Origin of the sequence: Clostridioides sp. ES-S-0054-01 (assembly GCA_021561035.1) — a bacterium.
Lineage (GTDB): Bacteria > Bacillota > Clostridia > Peptostreptococcales > Peptostreptococcaceae > Clostridioides.
In genome coordinates, this window is sequence record CP067346.1 from 2,982,764 (window position 1) to 3,003,220 (window position 20,457).

The 20,457-nt window shown below is 29.7% G+C and carries 17 protein-coding genes; all 17 read right to left on the minus strand.

The features are described from left to right. Nucleotides 1-5: 5 nt before the first annotated feature. The 17 genes from dltB to JJC02_13905 all read right to left on the minus strand — a co-directional run bounded on the left by dltB (nucleotide 6) and on the right by JJC02_13905 (nucleotide 20,454). Nucleotides 6-1,154, minus strand: coding sequence for a D-alanyl-lipoteichoic acid biosynthesis protein DltB (gene dltB, locus JJC02_13825; GenBank protein UDN53965.1), 1,149 nt, complete (start codon nucleotides 1,152-1,154; stop codon nucleotides 6-8). Further along, nucleotides 1,154-2,668 carry a D-alanine--poly(phosphoribitol) ligase gene (locus tag JJC02_13830; protein UDN53966.1) on the minus strand — a complete coding sequence of 505 codons (1,515 nt, stop codon included), beginning with the start codon at nucleotides 2,666-2,668 and terminating at the stop codon, nucleotides 1,154-1,156. Before JJC02_13830 ends, dltB begins: the two co-directional genes overlap by 1 nt. A 120-nt stretch (nucleotides 2,669-2,788) precedes the next feature. Beyond that, nucleotides 2,789-3,979, minus strand: a complete 1,191-nt coding sequence (gene dltD / locus JJC02_13835) for a D-alanyl-lipoteichoic acid biosynthesis protein DltD (GenBank protein UDN53967.1) — start codon at nucleotides 3,977-3,979, stop codon at nucleotides 2,789-2,791. A gap of 197 nt (nucleotides 3,980-4,176) precedes the next feature. Beyond that, a complete protein-coding gene (locus tag JJC02_13840) occupies nucleotides 4,177-5,193 on the minus strand; it encodes a Gfo/Idh/MocA family oxidoreductase (GenBank protein ID UDN53968.1) in 1,017 nt (338 codons plus the stop codon). Nucleotides 5,194-5,365: 172 nt separating this feature from the next. Next, nucleotides 5,366-5,905, minus strand: coding sequence for a putative ABC transporter permease (locus JJC02_13845; protein ID UDN53969.1), 540 nt, complete (start codon nucleotides 5,903-5,905; stop codon nucleotides 5,366-5,368). Nucleotides 5,906-6,005: 100 nt separating this feature from the next. Then, on the minus strand, nucleotides 6,006-6,686 hold the full coding sequence (locus JJC02_13850; GenBank protein UDN53970.1) for an HAD family phosphatase: 681 nt from the start codon (nucleotides 6,684-6,686) through the stop codon (nucleotides 6,006-6,008). 28 nt (nucleotides 6,687-6,714) lie between these two features. Next, a complete protein-coding gene (locus JJC02_13855; GenBank protein UDN53971.1) occupies nucleotides 6,715-8,004 on the minus strand; it encodes an HlyC/CorC family transporter in 1,290 nt (429 codons plus the stop codon). 196 nt (nucleotides 8,005-8,200) lie between these two features. Beyond that, nucleotides 8,201-8,350 (minus strand): FAD-dependent oxidoreductase, encoded by a 150-nt coding sequence (locus JJC02_13860; protein UDN53972.1) that lies wholly within the window; start codon nucleotides 8,348-8,350, stop codon nucleotides 8,201-8,203. A 60-nt stretch (nucleotides 8,351-8,410) separates the two neighbouring features. Continuing rightward, entirely contained in the window at nucleotides 8,411-9,418 is a 1,008-nt protein-coding gene (locus tag JJC02_13865; protein ID UDN53973.1) for a dihydrofolate reductase family protein, read from the minus strand. 26 nt (nucleotides 9,419-9,444) lie between these two features. Then, nucleotides 9,445-10,842 carry an amidohydrolase gene (locus JJC02_13870; protein ID UDN53974.1) on the minus strand — a complete coding sequence of 466 codons (1,398 nt, stop codon included), beginning with the start codon at nucleotides 10,840-10,842 and terminating at the stop codon, nucleotides 9,445-9,447. A 123-nt stretch (nucleotides 10,843-10,965) separates the two neighbouring features. After that, the gene (locus JJC02_13875; GenBank protein ID UDN53975.1) at nucleotides 10,966-12,234 is read right to left on the minus strand and encodes a 2-oxo acid dehydrogenase subunit E2; all 1,269 of its coding nucleotides are present in this window, start codon (nucleotides 12,232-12,234) and stop codon (nucleotides 10,966-10,968) included. A 17-nt stretch (nucleotides 12,235-12,251) separates the two neighbouring features. Then, the gene (locus tag JJC02_13880) at nucleotides 12,252-13,229 is read right to left on the minus strand and encodes an alpha-ketoacid dehydrogenase subunit beta (protein UDN53976.1); all 978 of its coding nucleotides are present in this window, start codon (nucleotides 13,227-13,229) and stop codon (nucleotides 12,252-12,254) included. Beyond that, nucleotides 13,229-14,209 carry a thiamine pyrophosphate-dependent dehydrogenase E1 component subunit alpha gene (locus JJC02_13885; GenBank protein ID UDN53977.1) on the minus strand — a complete coding sequence of 327 codons (981 nt, stop codon included), beginning with the start codon at nucleotides 14,207-14,209 and terminating at the stop codon, nucleotides 13,229-13,231. The genes JJC02_13880 and JJC02_13885 overlap by 1 nt, the downstream gene beginning before the upstream one ends. A 36-nt stretch (nucleotides 14,210-14,245) precedes the next feature. Beyond that, nucleotides 14,246-15,205, minus strand: a complete 960-nt coding sequence (locus JJC02_13890; GenBank protein UDN53978.1) for a methenyltetrahydromethanopterin cyclohydrolase — start codon at nucleotides 15,203-15,205, stop codon at nucleotides 14,246-14,248. A gap of 459 nt (nucleotides 15,206-15,664) precedes the next feature. Then, nucleotides 15,665-16,990 (minus strand): purine/pyrimidine permease, encoded by a 1,326-nt coding sequence (locus JJC02_13895; GenBank protein UDN53979.1) that lies wholly within the window; start codon nucleotides 16,988-16,990, stop codon nucleotides 15,665-15,667. A 1,074-nt stretch (nucleotides 16,991-18,064) separates the two neighbouring features. Further along, entirely contained in the window at nucleotides 18,065-19,666 is a 1,602-nt protein-coding gene (locus JJC02_13900) for an amidohydrolase family protein (GenBank protein ID UDN53980.1), read from the minus strand. Between the two features lie 110 nt (nucleotides 19,667-19,776). Then, complete coding sequence (locus JJC02_13905; protein UDN53981.1) at nucleotides 19,777-20,454, minus strand: hypothetical protein; 678 nt, start codon at nucleotides 20,452-20,454, stop codon at nucleotides 19,777-19,779. Nucleotides 20,455-20,457: the final 3 nt, after the last annotated feature.

The following is a 20,457-nucleotide window of genomic DNA, read 5'->3' on the forward strand; positions in this document are numbered from 1 at the left end:
TAAAATTAAGCTAAATAACCAGAGAATATCAGCAATCCAAAACACACAATGTGGAATGTAATGAAAATTTGTACTCTCTCGAACCATTTTTCTTTTTTATGTTTTTTATAAAATTTAGATTTTCTCTGATATATATCAGTTAAAACAAGTGCCAAACCTTGGTATACACCATAAGCAACGTAATACCAAGTTAGACCATGCCAAAACCCCATTGTTATCATGGTTATCATCTGAGCTACATGGGCAGCAGTAGTTCTTTTCTTAAATCTTTTCTTTCTCATTGATGACATGACAAATCTAGAAAAAATATAATCTCCAAACCATCTTGAAAGACTTATATGCCATCTTGTCCAAAACTCCTTCATATCTTTACTGATAAATGGCTTGTCAAAGTTTATAGGTACTTGTATTCCAAATATATACCCTGTACCTATAGCAAATAAACTATATCCTGCAAAATCAAAGAATAGGTACAAGCTATATGCATACATATAACTTAAAATATTTATAAAACTCATATCTTTAGGTATTATCGATACCCAATATGTATTTATCAAAAATGCTATAACAAACTTATAACCTATTCCCATGACAATATTTTTTATTCCTGTCAGTAAGTATTCTTCTAGATATTCTTTTCTAGATATTTGTTTTTCCAAGTCTTGTTCAAACCTTCTTGACCTATCAATAGGTCCAGAACTCAAGGTTGGAAAAAATAACATAAAATAAAGCATCTTTGAAATTTTAACTTCTTTTATAGCACCATCATAAATTTCAATAACCATTTGTATAGTTCTGAAATTTAAATATGATATTCCAATAAATCCAATCACTCCAAAAGAAGTAACTGGAGATATTTTATTGATTATTATTGGAAGCATTGATACAAACAAAAAACTCCAATATATGTATTTGTTTTTAGTTTTTCTTCTTACATATTCATATCCTTTAACTATTATTACTTCAAGAATAATAAATATTACCAAGTACTTTAGTTGGACATCCATTCCTACTATTAGGAATATCATAAATAAACTTGCCAACATACCATAATACTTTATATTCTTGCCCATTAGACCTAAAATTACTGCTGGTATTGATGTTAATAATAATATATAAAGATAAAAATAATCTCCATACTGTGAAAAAATCATTAAATTTCCTCCATAAGTTTCTTTCTGTCTATTTTACCATTGATATTTGTTGGAAACTCAGAGATTATTGAAATATTTCTTGGAATCATATATGAAGGTATATATTTTCCCAGTTCCTTTTTTATTATCATCCCATTTTTAATATTACTTAAATCATTCTTTTCATTTAACTCAACAATACCTTTTAAGTAAGCAATTTTTTCGTCCTTATATATCGGTAAAACTACTGCATTTTTTACATTATGTACTTTTCTCAAGTTATTTTCTATATCTTCTATTTCAATTCTAAATCCATTTAATTTAATCTGAAAATCTTTTCTTCCACAATAATATATATTTCCATCTAAAAGATATCCAATATCTCCAGTTTTATAAGCCCTCCACTTTACACCATCTATTTCATCATAGAAAAATACTTCATCAGTCTTTTCTTTATTATTAAAGTAACCTTTAGAAACTGATGGTCCAATTATTATAATCTCACCTTTTTCATTTTCTTTAAGTTCATTTCCATCTTCACCAAGTATTTTTATTTTACAATTTGACATAGGGTATCCAACTGGAAGACTCTTTTCATCATCTATAGCTTCCTGAGTCATATCGTTTACACTTACACCAACAGTAGCTTCGGTTGGTCCATATCCATTGATAACTCTTGTATTTGGAAATCTACTCATAAGTTCTCTAGTAAGATTTTTTGAAAGTGCTTCTCCTATGAATATCATTGACTCAAGCTTAGGAAGCATTTTACTATTAAACTCTTTTTCTGTTACACATACACCTGCAAAAGAAGGAGTCGATACCCATATAGCTATATCTGACATACCAAATTGTCTAAATAGTTCTTTGTAGTCTGCTAATACATCTTTTGATATTGAAAATAATGTAGCTCCATGGATAAGACCAGGATATATTGTTGTAACTGAAAGGTCAAAAGAATATGCCGCTTGATTCATTATTACTTTTTCACTTCCATCTATGTTTAGATATGGGCTTATCCAATCCGAAAAGCTATCCAAATTGTTTGAACTTATTTGAACTCCTTTTGGTTTTCCTGTACTTCCTGAAGTAAATAATATATATGCATTTTCATTATCTTTTACCCAGTTTTCTTTATGTAATGATTTTCCCTGATATTCATTTATTATGTCCTTTAGTTTATCCATATCAATTACATTAATATCACCAAAATCTTTTTCATCACTAAAATTAAATAATACCTTTGGTTTTATCTCTTTAGTGACTTCAAAAACTCTATCAAGTGGAAAACTAATATCAAGAGGTACATACGCTCTACCTGATTTTAAAGCTCCTATCATACATGCCATTATCATATTTTCTTTATTTCCATAAATTACTATAGGGGTATCTTCCTCTTTGTATACATCTTTTAGAAATACTGATATAGCATCTGAATACTCATTTAAATCTTTATAAGAAAGTTTATCTCCATTACATACTAGTGCTATTCTATCTGTATTTGAATATTTTTTTACTCCTTCAATAATTTTCATATAAGAATTCTCCTTTAAAATCCGTTATAAATAAATGGCAATTCTTTAAATGGAGTAAATGTTAGAACTCCTATTGCCAATATTATAACCATAGTTAAACAGATACTAGTTAACAAATCCTTATTGCTCTTTAAATATTTTAAATAATCTCTCACAGACATCTACCCATCCTTTCGTACCAAGATGCATTACATCTCTTAAATAATATTTATCTGACCCTTTATCTTTAAGGTTTAGAACCTCAAAGCCTTTGCTTTCTGCTATCTTTTGTGCTTTATCATAATATTGATTTCTTTCTTTTTCAGAGATACCAGTCAAATCATAGAATTTATCCATACTTGGGATTAATACAACAACTGGCTTGATACCTAAGTCAGTACATACATTTAACATAAGTTTATAACTTTCAAACTCCTTAGAAGTTAACAAATTTACGTCTTTGTCTCTTCCTCTATATTGCTCTAAACCGTCTTTAAAATGCTTTTTATAATAAAGTTTATCAATATTTAGCGGATTTTTACCAACTCTTTTTTTAGCATCTTCAATAGCTTTCTTTCTCTCATGTGACCAATTTATTGATCCCTTTCTTTTTTCTTTTCTTTTTTCATCTAGCCTAATTAATCGTTTATAAAGTATTCCTTTTTCTTTAAGAGCTATACAATACTTTCTTCCTTGAAAATAAGGTTCTAAAATCACCTTCACAGCTTTTTCCGACAAGTTCTTAGGTTCATATAACTTCGCATATAATGCTTCTGCTTTATACTCTTCACTTTCCCATAATAGCTTACTTGATTTTTTTACATATTCAATTTTATTTTGTTTAGATATTTTTGGATTATCTAAAAATCGATAAAATTGTATTGGTGAAAACCTAGACTGATAATGGTGACTTGTGACTCCATCTTTCTCCATAAACCATTGCATAGAAATTAACAATACAACCTTTTTATTATCAATATTAGGATTCATACTTCCTAATATTGCAGTATCTTGTAATGTCTGAGTATAGGCTGTCCCAATTGCAAATGCCTTATTTTTGCTCCTATTCGTATTAAAATAGTACTTTGGATGTTGTTTTGTTGAATCACCAAGTTCTGATGACCCTAAAATCATAATATCTTTTTCTCTTAAAAAATGATTATTTGCTGTAACACCTTTATCTTTTATATCACTTAAAGTATCATCCATAATTGGAAGTAGATTTTTCTTCATCAAAAGTTCATCAGTTTTAGAATCAAGAAATTTGTCTAGTCCAAATAAAAATACTACGCCTATTATAAAAGGTGTAATAAAGTATATCAATTTTCTCATATTTTCTCTCCTCTAAAAATATTCAAATTTATGTTATTATTAATCATATTAGTTTTGATACGTATATTCAACTACAAAATTGTAATAAAATCGTCAAAACTTTTTTTAATACTGTTACGAAATTGTAAAAAAAGAAAGGAAGTACTAATTAAATTTATTTTATATATTATAAATTAGTATATATTTTATAACCTAATCTATATACTATCAGCTGGATAAATAATATTACTTTGCCTTCTTATCTCATCCATAATTTCCATTACTATTATTGAATTTTCATGAGAATTTATATTTGACTCTATTTTATTGTTATTTATAAGACTTATAAACTCTACAAGTTCATAATACATTCCTTCTATTTCTCTAGGATTTTCCTTTGCTTTTTCTTTTAAAATAGATATATCTTCTTCTCTTCCATCTCTATATCTAATAATAACTTTTTCAAATAGATTAAGTTTTTCAATTATTATACTTCCCTCTTCTCCTTGTATCTCAGATGGTATATAAGAATCAGCTATTTTAGAATACTGAATTATTGCATCCATATCATCATATTGAAATATAGCTGAACCTTCTCCATCAACTCCAGTTTGAAGTATATGAGAAATTGCCTTCACGGACTTTGGAGCTCCAAATAAATTTACCATAGGATGTATACAGTAAACTCCTATATCCATCAATGCACCATTTGACAATTCTTTTTTAAAGGCATTTTCTACAATTCCATTTTTATATTTATCATATCTTGAAGAATACTGACAATAGCTTCCAAAGAATCTTCTTATTTTCCCTATTTTATACAAGTTTTCTTTAACTACTCTAAAGTTTGGAACACACGTAATCCTCATAGCTTCCATAAGTAATACATTATTATCTCTGGCTGTTTTTATCATTGATTTGACTTCTTTTAAATTAGATGCTAACGATTTTTCACAAAGCACATGTTTTTTGTATTTTAAACAAGTAATAGCTTGCTTTGAATGCATTGCGTTTGGAGAAGCTATGTACACAGCATCTATATCATTCGATTTAGCCATTTGTCCTAAATCATCAAAAAAAATATTCGCTCCATGTGACTCTCCAAATTCTCTAGCTTTTTCTAAATCTCTAGAATATACAGCAACCAATTCAAATTCTTTAATCCTAGATGCCGCTCTTAAAAATATATTTGCTATATTGCTTGTCCCAATAATTCCAAATCTTATTTTATTCATTATAAATCACTTCCTATTTCCTACATTTTATTTTAATAGAAGACTTTATAGCCTATCACCATATTACAAAATAATTTTATCAAATAAAAAAGAAAGCTAATTTTAAATTATTTCACCATTTTAACATAGCTTTCTTTTAACTACAATCTAAATTTAACCTATATTTTTAAAGCTATCTTTCTACTATATCTTTATTTCCTCTCAAAAACTTTATAGTAAAAATTTCATCCACAAACAATGCTGTTAACAATATGGTTACAAGAATCGGCCAATAAGGAATTATAATACTATACAAATTATCAACTATATATACTTGAAAATATCTAACTCCAATAAAAGTCAATATAGTCCAATATATAGAAAACTTTAGACATACTATCCCTCTACTATTGTATTTATAATCTGAATAATCCCAATAGACCTTATTAAAATATACTTTCATAAGTATTCCTGTAATATACTCTACGACTGTTGGCACTACTAGACATAATAAAAGCAATACAAATATATTATTTGGGTCAATAAACCTTGAGACCTCTATTATAATCGACATTGCAATTGCATACATTGGTTTAAATGGTCCATTTAAAAATCCATCTTCTTGAAAATGACCTTGTTTATAATAACTATATAGATTTTCAATTATCCAACCTATAAAACCATACAAGAAAAAATTAAATAAAAAATATAATAGAGAACCTATATTATCCATGAATATTCCTCCTAATTGTTTATACTTATTTTTTCTCATATTCATGGATTTATTCTAAATAAAATAAATTATATTTAATTTATTTTATTAATATTTTATATTATAGATTGTGACATTCTTTAGAGTTCAAACTTTTTAGGTATTCTCTAACCTCTAATAAATTTTCAAGTATCTTATGTGATTGTGATTTAATTTTTTCATCTGGCTCTTTTAAATCTGGTACATTTATACATCTTATACCACCGTTATATGCAGCTTCCACTCCCATAGGTGAATCCTCTATAACAATACAATTTTTTGGATTAATGCTCATTTCTTTAGCTGCTTTTAAAAATATTTCTGGATTTGGTTTAGAATTTATAACGTCATCTCCACAAACTATAGCATCAAAGTACTCCTTTAACCCTGCTTTGGTTAATCTCTTTACTGCACTTTCTCTCTTTGTAGATGTTGCAACAGCCATTTTGTAGCCACTTTCCTTTAAAAAAGAGATTAATTCATTAACTCCTAATTTGATAGGAGCTCCTTCTCTATCCATAAATTCAATCATATTTTTAGTTTTTTCATCATACAAATCTATTATTGGTACAGAGCTATCATATATGTTTGTAAGACCTTCTATTATCCCCTTACGATTTCTTCCCATAACTGATGTATAAATTTCCTTAGTCATAGTATATCCATACTTTTCAAACGTCTCTATCCAAAATTCAAGAGAGATTCTCTCTGAATCAAATAAAACTCCATCCATATCAAAAATAATTCCTTCTACTTTTTGCATACAATTCCTCCAATATTTTTTGATATAATTATATTACACTTTTTATGATTAATTTTACAACCCTCAATTTATCCAATTCTAATATCGCAAAATTATAATTTTCAAAAGTTACACTTTGATTTACTTTAATATTTGAACCGAGCATATACGATATCCACCCGCCTATACTGTCAAATCCATCATGTTCTATATCAAGACCAAAATACTTATTAATATAATTAATCGATTCAGTCCCATCAACTAAATAAGAACCTGCCCCTATTTTCTTAATATGAGTCTCTTCTTTGTCAAATTCATCTTGAATTTCTCCAACTATTTCTTCTAGTATGTCTTCTATTGTTACCACACCAGATGTACCACCATATTCATCTACAACTATAGCAAGTTGAAGCTTTTCTTTCCTTATTCTTTCAAGAGCTTTATCTATAGTTAAATTTTCAGATATATATATAATCTCTCTCAATATCTCTTCTAGTTCAATTTTATTTTCATTTATCTTTTGATTATATAAATCTCTTATATGTACAAAACCTAATATATCATCTTTATTTTTTCTGCATACTGGATATCTTGTAACACCTTCTTCTTTTAAAATAGCTAATATCTTTTCTTCTGAATCATTTTCATATATACATACCATATCAGTTCTAGGCACCATTATCTCTCTAATTTTCTTTTCCTCAAATTCAAAAATATTATCAACTAATCTTTGCTCTGATTCATCTATAAGTCCACTTTTATAACTTTCTTCCACTAATAGCCTTATTTCATCACCTGTATGGGGTTCAGCAACCTCATCAGCTTGTGAGTATCCAAATGGTTTAAGAAATAAATCAGTACTTAGATTGAAAAAATATATTACTGGATATGTTAACTTATAAAATCCTATTAATAAAAAAGATGTACTCAACATTATTCTTTCTGTATTATAAAGTGCTAAAGCCTTAGGAACTAGTTCTCCTATTACAACCTCCATCATTGTTATAATTAAAAAAGAAATAGAAATTGATATAGTATATATAATACTTTCACTAAGATTAAACATGCTTACTACTGGTAAAATCAACTCTTTAACTGTCGATTCTCCCATCCACCCTAATGCAAGTGAACAAAGTGTTATACCAAGTTGACATGCAGAAAGATAGGAATTTAAATTGTCTTTTATTATTTTACATCTTTTTGCATTATCATCACCTTCAGCTATCATGGTATCTATCCTAGAACTACGAAGTTTTACCATAGCAAATTCACAAGCTACAAAAAAAGCATTTATCAAAACAAGTATTACTATAAGTGTTACATTTAATAATTCCCGCATAAAGTATTGGTTCTTATAATGCAAGAAATCTATAAGAACTCAAAGTTCCCCCCTTATATTAATAAATTTAATTTATAATATATATTCTATCATATTTATTAATATATCTTACTTTATTACAAATAATTTTTATACACTAAATTAACCCCTTTTAATATCTATAATTGAATATATATTAAAAGGGGCTATATTATAGTTACTCTTTTTGAATGCTGTATTCAAGCAAGTACCTACCACCAAGCTCATTTTTTTCTACAATTACAACATTTAACCCAAGTTGAGCCGTTCGAATTGCTGAAACATACCCTACTGGTTCACCACCAATTACTATTAAATCAGTGTTCATTTTCACTATTCCTCCTTTTAAGTCATAGACATTAATACATCTATAACTAAAATTTTGCTATCAATACTTATATTCTGTTAAATCTACTTGATTTTTTATATTATAATGAATCTTTTGACGTGTAAAAATAAAATTATTTCTATGAATTCCTATTGCCAATAAGTCTGAATGTGGATGTTCTAAATGACTGTAAGCTATTGTACAACCGGGAGTCATCCTTCCACCTACAAATACCATAGAATAGTTTATAAAATATTCATCCAATAACTTACTTTTTATTAAGTGTGTACAATATGAAGGAGATTCTACACACACTTTTTCTATTCCTAAATTTTTAAGCACATAAAGCAATACCTCAGAATCTGGTGTACTATCTTTTCCAGTGACAATTACAGGAAAAACATCAAAATCTTTATATAATTCTTCAAATGTATAATCATCAACATCCTCAATTGAACTAAAATTTCCTATACATATATGTTCTAAAGGTGAGTTTTCTTTTATATACTCCCAACCATTTGGAGATGTAGCTATAACCATTTTGTATTCTTGGCTTTTATCAACCTTAAATGTATAGTGATTAAATGGAATATCTGTAGCATCAAAAGAAACCACTACTCCACATGGTTGATATTTTTTATTTAAATAATCTTTTCTTTGTTGTGTTAGACTTTCATCAAATACATGACATGTTATTCCAGGTTCATTTTGAAGAGTTCTAGCTCCGATAATCACAGCATCTGAACATGCTCTTAACACATTTAAAACCCAAAAATCTGCTAGGGCACCATCTGGGTCTATAAAATTATTTTTCCCAATTAAAGGTCCTGCCTTATTATCTTCATATGCCATCTTTCCATCTGAAGATAACACCATAGATGAAAATGTGTATGGTCTTTTTTCACCTGCTTGTGGAAAGAATAACTCTGTATAATACTCTACAACATCTGGTATACATATATCTTCATTTGACTTTGCTTTTATCGTACCTAATACTTTTTCATTTCTATTTAACACATCTATTTTTAAATTCTCTCTTGGTATACTAAAAAATTCAAGATTATTCATACTCTTACCATCCTCTCTTAATTGTTTTACAATCCATAAATTCTTTTTCCCCACTGTACATTTCCTAGACCAACATCATCTATTAATTTACTTGAGATTTGTTGAGTTTTATATAATATTTTTTCTTCATCTATAGTTGTTATCTGACTATTCTCCATAATCACTTTTCCATCTATAATAGAAGTTTCTATATTATTTGGAGTGGATGAATATATTAGTGAACTAATCGGGTCGTGAATTGGTATGGAAATTGCACTTTGATATGGATTATAAACCACAATATCAGCGTTTTTTCCTACCTCTATTGAACCTAGTGAGTCTAATTTATTTATAGATTTTGCTCCTCCTAAAGTTGCCATTTCAAGTACACTTGATGAAGGTAAAAGTTTCGCATCTCTATGAGTAACCTTTTGTAATAATGTAGTCATCTTCATTACCTCTAACATATTTTGAGTATCATTACTAGCTGAACCATCACATGCTAAACTTATAGTTAAGCCCTCTTTTATAAATCTTGGAATTGGAGCCACTCCTGCTGCTAGAACCATATTAGATATAGGGTTATGTGATATTTTAACATCATACTTTTTAAATAACTCTATGTCTTCATCTAACATGTGTATACAATGAACTGCGATAAAATCAGAACCTAAAATCCCCATCTTTTCAAGATATGGTACAGTTCTCATACCTCTATCACCTAAACAGTATTTATCATCATCTTCAGTTTCAAGTAAATGCATTGTTATTGGGATATTAAGTTCATCAGCTATCTTTCTTATCTCTTTATAACCATCTTCTGTGTTATCCCATATAATTCCGGGTGCCAATGCCAGACTGATTCTTGAATGGTTTTTATATTTTTTATCCAATCTTCTAACATCATCAAAGAATTTTTGTTCTGTATCATGATAAGTGCAACCAAATTCCTCGGGAAATTTACTTGTATCTGTAAATCCTCTGCCAAGTATTCCTCTTATTCCCAAGTCTTCAAATCCTTGAATTATACTATCATCAAGCCCTTCTTTTCCATGACAATACATATAGTCTAGTATAGTAGTTGTACCTGTTTTAATTGCTTCTATACACCCTGTTAATGCTGCATAGTAACAACATTCTTCATCTATCTTATGTATAGCTCTTCTAACAGAACTATCAAGCCAGTCTAACAACAATTTATCCCTTCCTAACCCCTTTAATAACGTCTGAAATAGATGAGAATGAGTACTTATGAACCCAGGAAAAACAAATTTTCCTCTAGCGTCTATAGTTTTTTCTGAAATGTATTTTTCTAGTAAATTAGATTTTCCTATGTCAATTATCTTGCTATTTTCAATTATTATACAAGCATCATTTAATATTTCCCTCTCAGTATTCATTGAAATTATATAAGCGTTTTTAATTATCAAATCTACGTTTCTCATACAGCAACCTCCATATAATTTTCTGCCATACTTTAATTTTGACAGATAGTTTGGAGAGAAAAAATCTTTCGAGAAACGCATAACAAACTATCTGTCAGATTACTATTTTGCTATAAAAATATTTTACATCCATCTAAAATCTAAAAGATTTTGAGTAACTTCTTGAAGAAAACGCGCACCAGGGGCTCCATCTATCACTCTATGGTCATGAGTCAAACTCATATTCATTATAGAACCAGCATAAAATGCACCATCTTTTACAAGAACTTTTTCTATTATACTTCCAATACCTAAAATGGCACTTTCTGGTGTATTTAATACTGGAGTAAAATATGTTATTCCAAACATGCCTAAATTAGTTATAGTAATAGTTCCATTGCTCATTTCATCCGGGTTTAACTGATTACTCTTAGCTCTTTCACTTAAATCACTCAACTCTATGCATATTGTTCTTAAATCTTTTAAATTTGCATTCTTTATTACAGGTACTACTAATCCATTTGAAATGTCTACAGCTACACCTACATTAATTTCATCATTTATTTTAAAATGATTTTCATCAAATACTTGTGTTCTAAGTTTAGGATGATTTTCAAGTGCTTGGGCTACAGCTTTTATTATAAGAGCTGTATAACTCAATTTAACACTTACATTTTTATACTTTTCTTTTAGACTCTTATATACTTTAGTTAGATTTGTAATTTCTAATTCAGTAGTAATCGTAGTTTGAGCTGTTGTCAATAAACTTTCATGCATTTTTTTCGCTATTACATTTTGCATTTGAGTCATTTTAATTACTACATCATTTTCCCCTATAGTTGTCTTAGTACTCTTAGTTTGAGGAATAGATATAGCATCTTGCCGTACTCCTTTTTCATCCACTTTAATTTGATTAGTTTCAATGACCTTTTCTTCTAGATTTTTATTCATGAAATTTTTTAAGTCATCAATTGTTATTGCTCCATGTATTCCTGTACCCTCTATATTTGAGTAGTTAATTCCTTTCTCTTCAGCTATTTTTTTAGCTCTTGGAGTTATTTTCTTATCTACTGCCAATTTTTTTGCTTCTGTTGTCTGCTCTAAGATTAAAGTATCTTCTTCTTCTTTTTCCATATCTGTTTTAACTGTTGGGTTAAGTCCACTAATATCTTCATCTGCATCTGCAATTATACAAATTGTCTCCCCACAATTAGCAACATCACCCTCTTCAAACAGTATCTTTCTCAGTACTCCACTTTCTGTTGCTTCAACAGTATTGGTTATCTTATCAGTTTCAACCTCTAAAATTTCATCCCCTTTATTTACAATGTCACCTTCTTCAATCAACCATGTACCAATTGTTCCATCTTCCATAGAAAGACCAAATTTTGGCATTTTAACTTCTATAATCATGACTTCTCCTCCCTTGATTAATATTGCATAACTTCTCTACAAGCTCTAATTAGATTTTCCAATTTTGGCAAAACAAAGTCTTCTAAAACCGGTGCATATGCTACTGGAGCATCAATTGATGTAACTCTTTTTATAGGTGCACTTAGATACTCAAATACATCTTCATTTATCATGGCAGATATTTCAGCTGCCCATCCTCCTACTCTTGGTCCTTCTTGAGCAATAACCAATCTGCTAGTTTTAGCTACTGATTCCACTATAGTTTTTTTATCATAAGGAAAAACAGTTCTAAGGTCGATTATCTCTACATTAATTCCTTCTTTTTCAAGTTCAGTTGCTGTTTTATGTGCCAAGCCTAACATCATTTGAGTAGCTACTATAGTAACATCACTACCAATTCTCTCAATTTCAGCTTCATATAAAGGAATCTCATATGGTTCAACTGGTACTTCACCTTTAACGTTATATAGCATTTTATGTTCCAGAAATAATACTGGATTATCGTTCTTTATAGCTGAAAGTAGCATTCCCTTAGCTTCATAAGGTGTTGTTGGTGAAACTACTACAAGCCCTGGAGTATTCATAAACCATGATTCTGCACAAACTGAATGATGATATGCACAACGTATACCAGCCCCCTGTACAGCACGAACAGTAATTGGACAATGTGCTTTCCCCTGAAACATAAAATTAAGTTTTGCTGCATTATTTACAAGTTGGTCAAAACAAACACCTAAAAAGTCTGCAAACATTATCTCAGGTACGGGTCTTAGTCCACAAAGAGCCGCTCCATTTGATAGTCCTAATATAGCTGACTCCGATAAGGCTGTATCCTTGATTCTATTTGGCCATTTAGCCATTATTCCCTTGGTAATACCAAAATCTCCACCCATTTTAGCGACATCTTCACCTAATATAAAAACTCTGTCATCATTTTCCATAGCTTGATGAAGTGCTTCATTTATTGCCATTCCATACGAAAGTTTTCTTCCCATTATCTTATTTCCACCTTTCTATCAACATATGTGTGTGTAACTGCATCCTTAATATCTGGTGATGGACTCTCCAATGAGAATCTTAACATTTCTTGAACATCATCCTCTATCTCTTCTTCAATCTGCTTAAGTACATCGTCTGACATACCTTCTCTCTCAATAAGTATTTTTCTAGTTAATTTTATTGGGTCTCTGTCTTTCCAGTACTTAACTTCTTCTTCAGGTCTATATGCTGCTGGGTCCCCTGCAAAATGACCTTGCCAACGATAGGTAAGAAACTCTATTAATGTTGGACCTTCACCTTTTCTTGCTCTATCTGCTGCTTTTTCTACTATCTCAATTACTGCTTCTACATCATTACCATCTACTCTGTAACTTGGAATTTCATATCCCTCACCCCACGTTTTTAGCTCTTTTTGAGGGTGAGAATCTGTGTAGTGTGTAGATATAGCATACTGATTATTAAGTAAACAGTATATGATTGGTAGTTTCCATGTGGCTGACATGTTAAGGCTTTCATGACAAGTACCTTCTCCCAAAGTTCCATCACCTAAAAATACTGCTGTAACATCATCAGTTTCTTTATATACGGATGCAAAAGCTGTGCCTAGGCAAGTTACCATCGTAGAGCCTTGTATTCCATTGAATCCCATATTTCTACATCCAATATCATTTATATGCATTGAACCGCCTCTACCACCATTTATACCTGTAGCTTTAGCAAATATTTCAGCCATTACAAGTTTTGGGTCGGTTCCACAAAGTGCAATAGTCCCATGTCCTCTATGGTCTGGAAATTTATAATCTGTTTTTCTAAGTGCATCTACTATACCTGCTTGACAAGCCTCCTGACCTATACTTAAATGTACAAATCCTGGTATAGTTCCATTTGCCGCATACTCTTCTATTACTTCTTCAAATCTTCGAATCATAACCATATCACGATATAATTTTTCTAATCTTGTTTTATCTAATACCATTTTGTATCCCCCCTAAATTAATAGAATTTAAATCATTTATTTTAAGAAACTTCTTTCAAGAGCTGAATAATTTATCTCTCCTGATGAAAATGATTTGCCAGTATTTATATTGTGTATCTGTATTTTTCCAATTGAATGTACATCATGGTCTACATAGAAAAAATCTCTTCCTGCTTTTTCAAACACATCCTCAAATAGCTCTCCATAATTTGGAGATGAAGTTTTTCCTGCTAATTGATGTATAGTCTTTGCAATAGCAGTGTCAGTTGAATCTACCCAAAACTCAGTTTCACTACCATAAATTAATGCATCATTTATTCTTCCCATAGTCTTAATTTCATCTTTTACTATTGGTGCTATTGGCGCTTTTCCTCTTGCAAGTACGATTTGACCTGCATCAAAGTTTTTTTCAAACATTTTATGACATACTTGCTCAATGATTCTTGCTGATACTTGCATTGATGCTACGATACATGTACTGGGGGAAATCAATATATATGTGTCTTCTGGTTTTACTCTACAAGCATTTGCGATTTCTAAAATAGTTTTTTCGTCAGGGTATTTTACATCTTGAATGCATAAGACTGCCTCATGATAATCATCTTTGTACGGAGTCATTTCAAAATACCAATCTGATTCAACCCTTGCTAAAGCTCTTGCTGGACCTGACCCTATAGTTGCAAACTCACCTTCTCCAAGTTTCCATCCAGCAATCTGTGAACCCATACATGCAATTAATGGCTTATCTATGAATACTTCAACAGCTGAAAAAGAATATTCATCATTTAATTTAAAATCACCCAATGTTACTATTCCTAAATCACCTATAGAAGCTCTAGTAAATAAAATCCCTGCTTTCCAGCTTCCACTACAATTTAGACCCATATCAATTATAGTTGCTCCACAAGCTTTCTTAATAACTTCGCATCCTAATGATTCTGCATCTTCCAGTATTTCTCTTACTACCATCATTGCCTTTTTATTTAAACTTATCATTTTTATACCTCTCAATATATTTTATTTATGCCTTTTTTCCACAGACATCAATTCCATCCAAAGATTTTCATTCCTTTCTTGATACAGTCCATCTACAAAATTTAATTATATATATCTCTACGAAATTAAAATTTTAATTACTTTATCTGTATTATTTAAGCTCTTTTTTAACTATTTTTCATACAAAATCTTCTAATTTATTACTAAAAAAGAGGAGCAAGGCGCTCCTCTTGGATATCCTTTCAGATTATACTTTTATTAAAATGAGTATCATATCTTTTGATTATTCAAATTTTTAAGGTTTTTGGGTAAAAAAAATAGAAGCAAGGCGCTCCTTCTTGGATATCCTTTCAGATTGTATTATAAGCTATTAGGTTTCCTTCAAAGTTCAATCCTATTTTTGGTAAAAAAAATAGAAGCAAGGCGCTCCTTTCTGGATATCCTTTAGAATTACGTTCTCTAAGCTTTACAACTTACTTTACTTTCAATTACTTCTTCCTTTTCCTTAGGCAATATGATATTTAGTATCAAAGATAATAAAGCTGTTCCAGATATACCAGTCATTAAAGTGACTACTATACTTGGTAAAAATGCTAATGCAGCTTGATTAAAATAACCACCCATACCAATTCCCAATGAAACTGCTAAAATTGTTATATTACGATTTGTCATTTTCCCCATTCCAATAACCTTAATACCCGATGATGCAATTGTTCCAAACATCATAACCAATGTCCCTCCAATTACTGGGTCTGGTGTTAAAGCTAATATCTGAGCAAACTTTGGGAAAAATGCTAAAATACCTAATATCACTCCTCCAAGTGCTACTATGTACCTACTTGCAACACCTGTCATACATATTATCCCTATGTTTGGGCTACCTGATATAACTGGAAGTCCATTGAATAAAGCTGCAAAACAACTTCCAACTCCATCTGCTCTTACGGCTCTCATCAACTCTTTTTGTGTAGGTAACCGATTCTCAACAGAGCTTACAACGCCTGTCGTATCTCCTATTATCTCCATAACCGTCACAATATGAATTGTACATATGGTTACAATAGCCCCTAAGTTGAATTCCAATCCCCAGTATATAGGTTTTGGCATTGAAAACCAATTTGCTTGTGTCATACTAGAAAAATCAACCATACCAAATATTACTGCTACCACATACCCTATCACTATTGAAATTATTATGGATGCCACCTTTAGAAAACCTTTTCCGAATTGATTTAAAATGAGTGTCAACAACAATGTAAATACAGCTAAAGAAAAATTAGCAACTACATCAGGGCTATGGACATCAAATGATATTGCATAGTCAAATGAAGAACTCATAAGTGATAACCCTACTGCTAAAACAACACTTCCTGTAACTGTAGGTGTAAAATATTTATGCAAATATTTTACTGCAAATGGTCCTACTAAAGTTAAAACTAAACTTCCTACAAGCACTGCTCCAAAAGCTCCAGCAATGCCAACATCATTATTTGTACTTAAGGCAATTAACGGTGCTACAAAGGTGAAACTTCCACCAGTAACAATTGGCAACCGTGACCCTACTGGTCCAATCCCCATAGATTGCAGTATGGTGCTCACTCCTGCAATCAGCATTGAACACTGAATCAAAAATGCAGTCTCACTTAGTGAGAGACCCATGCCAACAGCTACTAAAATAGCACCAGACATAGTACCCGCAAAAGCAGAAAAAACATGTTGCATACTAAGCGGTATTGCTGTTAGAAACTTTGGCTTGTCGTTAAATCCATACTTGTAATTTTCCATATCTTACCCCTTATCGCTCCCGCCATTGCCGCCAAATGTATGGAGCTATGTAATAAATTATTAGTAACCTTAAAAGTTAGAGCCTAATAAATATTGCACAGTTAAATTATGAAGTTTTAGTAATACATTTTGAAATTAGAAAAGCTCTAATTTAAGGAGTGGCGGAGGATTACTTACTAAAAAAATAAAACGTTTGCTTTTGGCATTATTTTTATTTTTTGTAGACTAGGTAATTAATCCGATTTTTAATTGTATTATACAGTCACGATTTTAGAATGTCAAGATTATTCTGACAATTTAATTTTAATTTTATTTGGATTTTTTAAAATAAAAATAATACTTATTTTGTAGAATAAAGTCAGCATTAAAATTCTTTAATTCTTAAATTTATGTTATTTTTTTATCGTTACTATTTGACTTTATAATATATAAACAAATATTTTATATATATAAAGCTATTTTTGTATATTTTATTCCTACAACAAATATAGTGTACAATACTCCTATAGATTGCTTTTATCATTTTTTGCGTAGATAAATTATATCAACTCATATGTAGAAAGCTACTTAATTTAACTATTTAGAATAATTCTTCAATAAATAATTGTTATACACACAATAAAGACTAAATTTAACATATACTAACAGCTAATAAATACATATTTAAAGACATAATCATATGCTATATTATTTTAATATATACAACAAAATCTCAATTATATTTTATGATTTATCAATCTTAAAATATATAAATTATCTCTTTAAGAATTTTTAATACTACTTGTTATAATTTTATCTTTTTTATTTATACAAAATCTTTTTTCAAACAATACAATTATTTATTTATCCAATTTTTCTACATAATTTAAGGATTAAAAATCTTAATTTTTTCAATATAAAATATAAATATTTTTTGTGTTTTTTTATATACATGTTCCCTATTATTAAAATAAATTAAACTTTATTATGTATAAGTAAAAACGAAGCAAGACTTTTATTTAAATAAATTTCAAGCTTTGCTTTTACTTATTAAACATTTATTTGATTTATAAATTCCCATTATTTTTTAAAATTTTATCTTTTTAATACCACTCCATATTGATTCTCAGTAACTTCTCCCTCTTCTAATGCAATTTTTCCATTTACAATTACATATTCAACACCTTTAGCTAATAATTGTGGCTTTGAGAAATCAATATCTTCTGACCTAGGATAACTATAATTATCCATATCAATAATTGCTATATCAGCTATAAACCCTTCTTTAAGAACACCTCTATTTTTTATTTTAAACTGCCTAGCTGGTAATGAAGTGACTCTTCTTACAATTTCTTCTAGTCTAACATCTGACTTTCTGTACATGTTGAAGAAAATTGGAAAAGCTCCTCTTCTTTGGAGTTCAAACCATGACATATCTCCACCCACACTAAACAAACAATCTGAACCAACCATAACAAATGGATTATCAATTATTTTATCATCATGCAATTTGTCTGGGAAATCGGCTCTATACATTCCACCTAGACAAAAGATAAGCTCTTCATCTCCATCTAAAAGTAAATCGAGTAATAACTTGTCCTCATCCATACCTTTTTGTATAGCTATTTCACGTATTGATTTCTTTTCCATATCAATATCCTTAGTGTTTAGAAGTATTATACTGCCTCTATCTCCAAGTATAAATGCCTCTTTTAATATAAGTGCTCTTCCCTCTTCATTTCTAAGAGCATCCATTACTCCATCTATACCTAATTCAAATAGACTAGATGATATCGCCATAATAAATTGAATCACTCTTTTCTTCTTCATACAATGCCCAGAACTTCTTGGCACTGTATCAACCATTATATCAACACCATTGTATCTAGCTTTTAATATCTCATCAAAAGCTTCTATTTCAACTGGACTTAAATGTGATACTTGAACTCTAGCACCACTTTCTTCCCCAACCTCTATAGTTTCTTTTACTGCGTTATATCTTCCTATGTAATCTCTAATATGAGATGTATATATACCATCATATTCTTTAATTAACTTTGCAATATCAACAAGTTCATCAATATCAGCATACTTACTTGGTATATATGCCAATCCAGTAGATATTCCAAAAGCACCACTTTTCATACCATCATTTATTATATTTGTAATTTCATTTTTTTCTTCTTCTGTAGGCGGTCTATCTTTAGACCCCCCCATAACACTCCATCTTATAGTACCATGCCCTAGTAAAAATCCCATATTAATAGAAATACCACTTTTAGATATAAGGTCACAATATTCTGTAAAATTATTCCAATATTTATTTTTATCTATAAGATGCTTTTTTTCTTCTTCAAGTAATAAGCCATTTTTATACATATATTCATATATATTTTCAGAAGAATATGGTGTTATAGAATGCCCACAGTTACCATTTATAGTTGTTGTAACTCCTTGTTTTAGAAACTTTTCAAATTTACCATCTAGTATTGCTACTATTTCTTCATGAACATGAGGGTCAATAAATCCAGGTGTTATAACTTTTCCACAACAATCAATCTCTTTATTTGTATTGCTATTTATCTTAGAATCTATTTTTGCTATTAAGTTGTCTTTAATTGCTATATCTCCATAAAAACCAGGATTACCTATACCATCTATTATAAATCCATTTTTTAAGATTAAATCATATATCAAAATATTTCCTCCTTAAAAACCAATTTTTAAATAATCTTAATGTAATTTTTATATTTGAAAATCAAATTATTATATTTCATATTTGAAAATTCACTATTATTTCATTGTAATTAGTCACTAAGCTTATCTTTATACATAATTCTTGCAATTAATATAGTACCAAATACACATATAAGAACCACTAAAGACTGAGGTATTATACCTTGCTTTGACAATATAATAGTCAATACAGATATTACAATTGCTACTAGACCCAATTTTTTATCTTGCAAAAATACTTGCCCAAAGACTGACCCAAATAGAGCTGGTAAAATTAAATTTAATTTTTCCACTACTTCAGCTGGAATCTTAGATAATACGCTTCCTCCTAGAACCACTCCTATAGTTAATATACTTATATTTACTAAAATAGATACAGCTATCCCTATTGTAGATATTATTGAACCTTCTTCTGTACCTGATTCAACTTCTGCTGCCTTTTGAGCTGCTATTGAACAGGGTAGCCTCATATTAGATATATTACCAGAAAGAAAACTCATATAAGTTCCTGGTATGCCTAAAATCGGCGAATAAGAAACTGGTTCTATTATGTAATTTGGGGCACTCATACTGACAATTGCCATTGTACTCGCTAACAATGCTGATATTGGAGGCATAAGACCAAATCCAAAGCTCAAAATTATTCCAGGAACTAATGCTGCTATAATACCCAAAGATAATGTCAATCTTCCATACCTTATCATAAAAGGTAAATATTCTTCATTGTATATAGATTTTACTTTACTCATAAA

Bases quoted from the DNA above. Each gene is read 5' to 3' on its own strand.
- JJC02_13905 (UDN53981.1), bottom strand. From the start codon at position 20,454: ATGAGTAAAGTAAAATCTATATACAATGAAGAATATTTACCTTTTATG.
- JJC02_13880 (UDN53976.1), bottom strand. From the start codon at position 13,229: ATGGGAAGAAAACTTTCGTATGGAATGGCAATAAATGAAGCACTTCAT.
- JJC02_13890 (UDN53978.1), bottom strand. From the start codon at position 15,205: ATGATAAGTTTAAATAAAAAGGCAATGATGGTAGTAAGAGAAATACTG.
- dltD (UDN53967.1), bottom strand. From the start codon at position 3,979: ATGAGAAAATTGATATACTTTATTACACCTTTTATAATAGGCGTAGTA.
- JJC02_13830 (UDN53966.1), bottom strand. From the start codon at position 2,668: ATGAAAATTATTGAAGGAGTAAAAAAATATTCAAATACAGATAGAATA.
- JJC02_13845 (UDN53969.1), bottom strand. From the start codon at position 5,905: ATGGATAATATAGGTTCTCTATTATATTTTTTATTTAATTTTTTCTTG.
- JJC02_13870 (UDN53974.1), bottom strand. From the start codon at position 10,842: ATGAGAAACGTAGATTTGATAATTAAAAACGCTTATATAATTTCAATG.
- dltB (UDN53965.1), bottom strand. From the start codon at position 1,154: ATGATTTTTTCACAGTATGGAGATTATTTTTATCTTTATATATTATTA.
- JJC02_13875 (UDN53975.1), bottom strand. From the start codon at position 12,234: ATGATTATAGAAGTTAAAATGCCAAAATTTGGTCTTTCTATGGAAGAT.
- JJC02_13855 (UDN53971.1), bottom strand. From the start codon at position 8,004: ATGCGGGAATTATTAAATGTAACACTTATAGTAATACTTGTTTTGATA.
- JJC02_13860 (UDN53972.1), bottom strand. From the start codon at position 8,350: ATGAACACTGATTTAATAGTAATTGGTGGTGAACCAGTAGGGTATGTT.
- JJC02_13895 (UDN53979.1), bottom strand. From the start codon at position 16,990: ATGGAAAATTACAAGTATGGATTTAACGACAAGCCAAAGTTTCTAACA.
- JJC02_13840 (UDN53968.1), bottom strand. From the start codon at position 5,193: ATGAATAAAATAAGATTTGGAATTATTGGGACAAGCAATATAGCAAAT.
- JJC02_13850 (UDN53970.1), bottom strand. From the start codon at position 6,686: ATGCAAAAAGTAGAAGGAATTATTTTTGATATGGATGGAGTTTTATTT.
- JJC02_13865 (UDN53973.1), bottom strand. From the start codon at position 9,418: ATGAATAATCTTGAATTTTTTAGTATACCAAGAGAGAATTTAAAAATA.
- JJC02_13885 (UDN53977.1), bottom strand. From the start codon at position 14,209: ATGGTATTAGATAAAACAAGATTAGAAAAATTATATCGTGATATGGTT.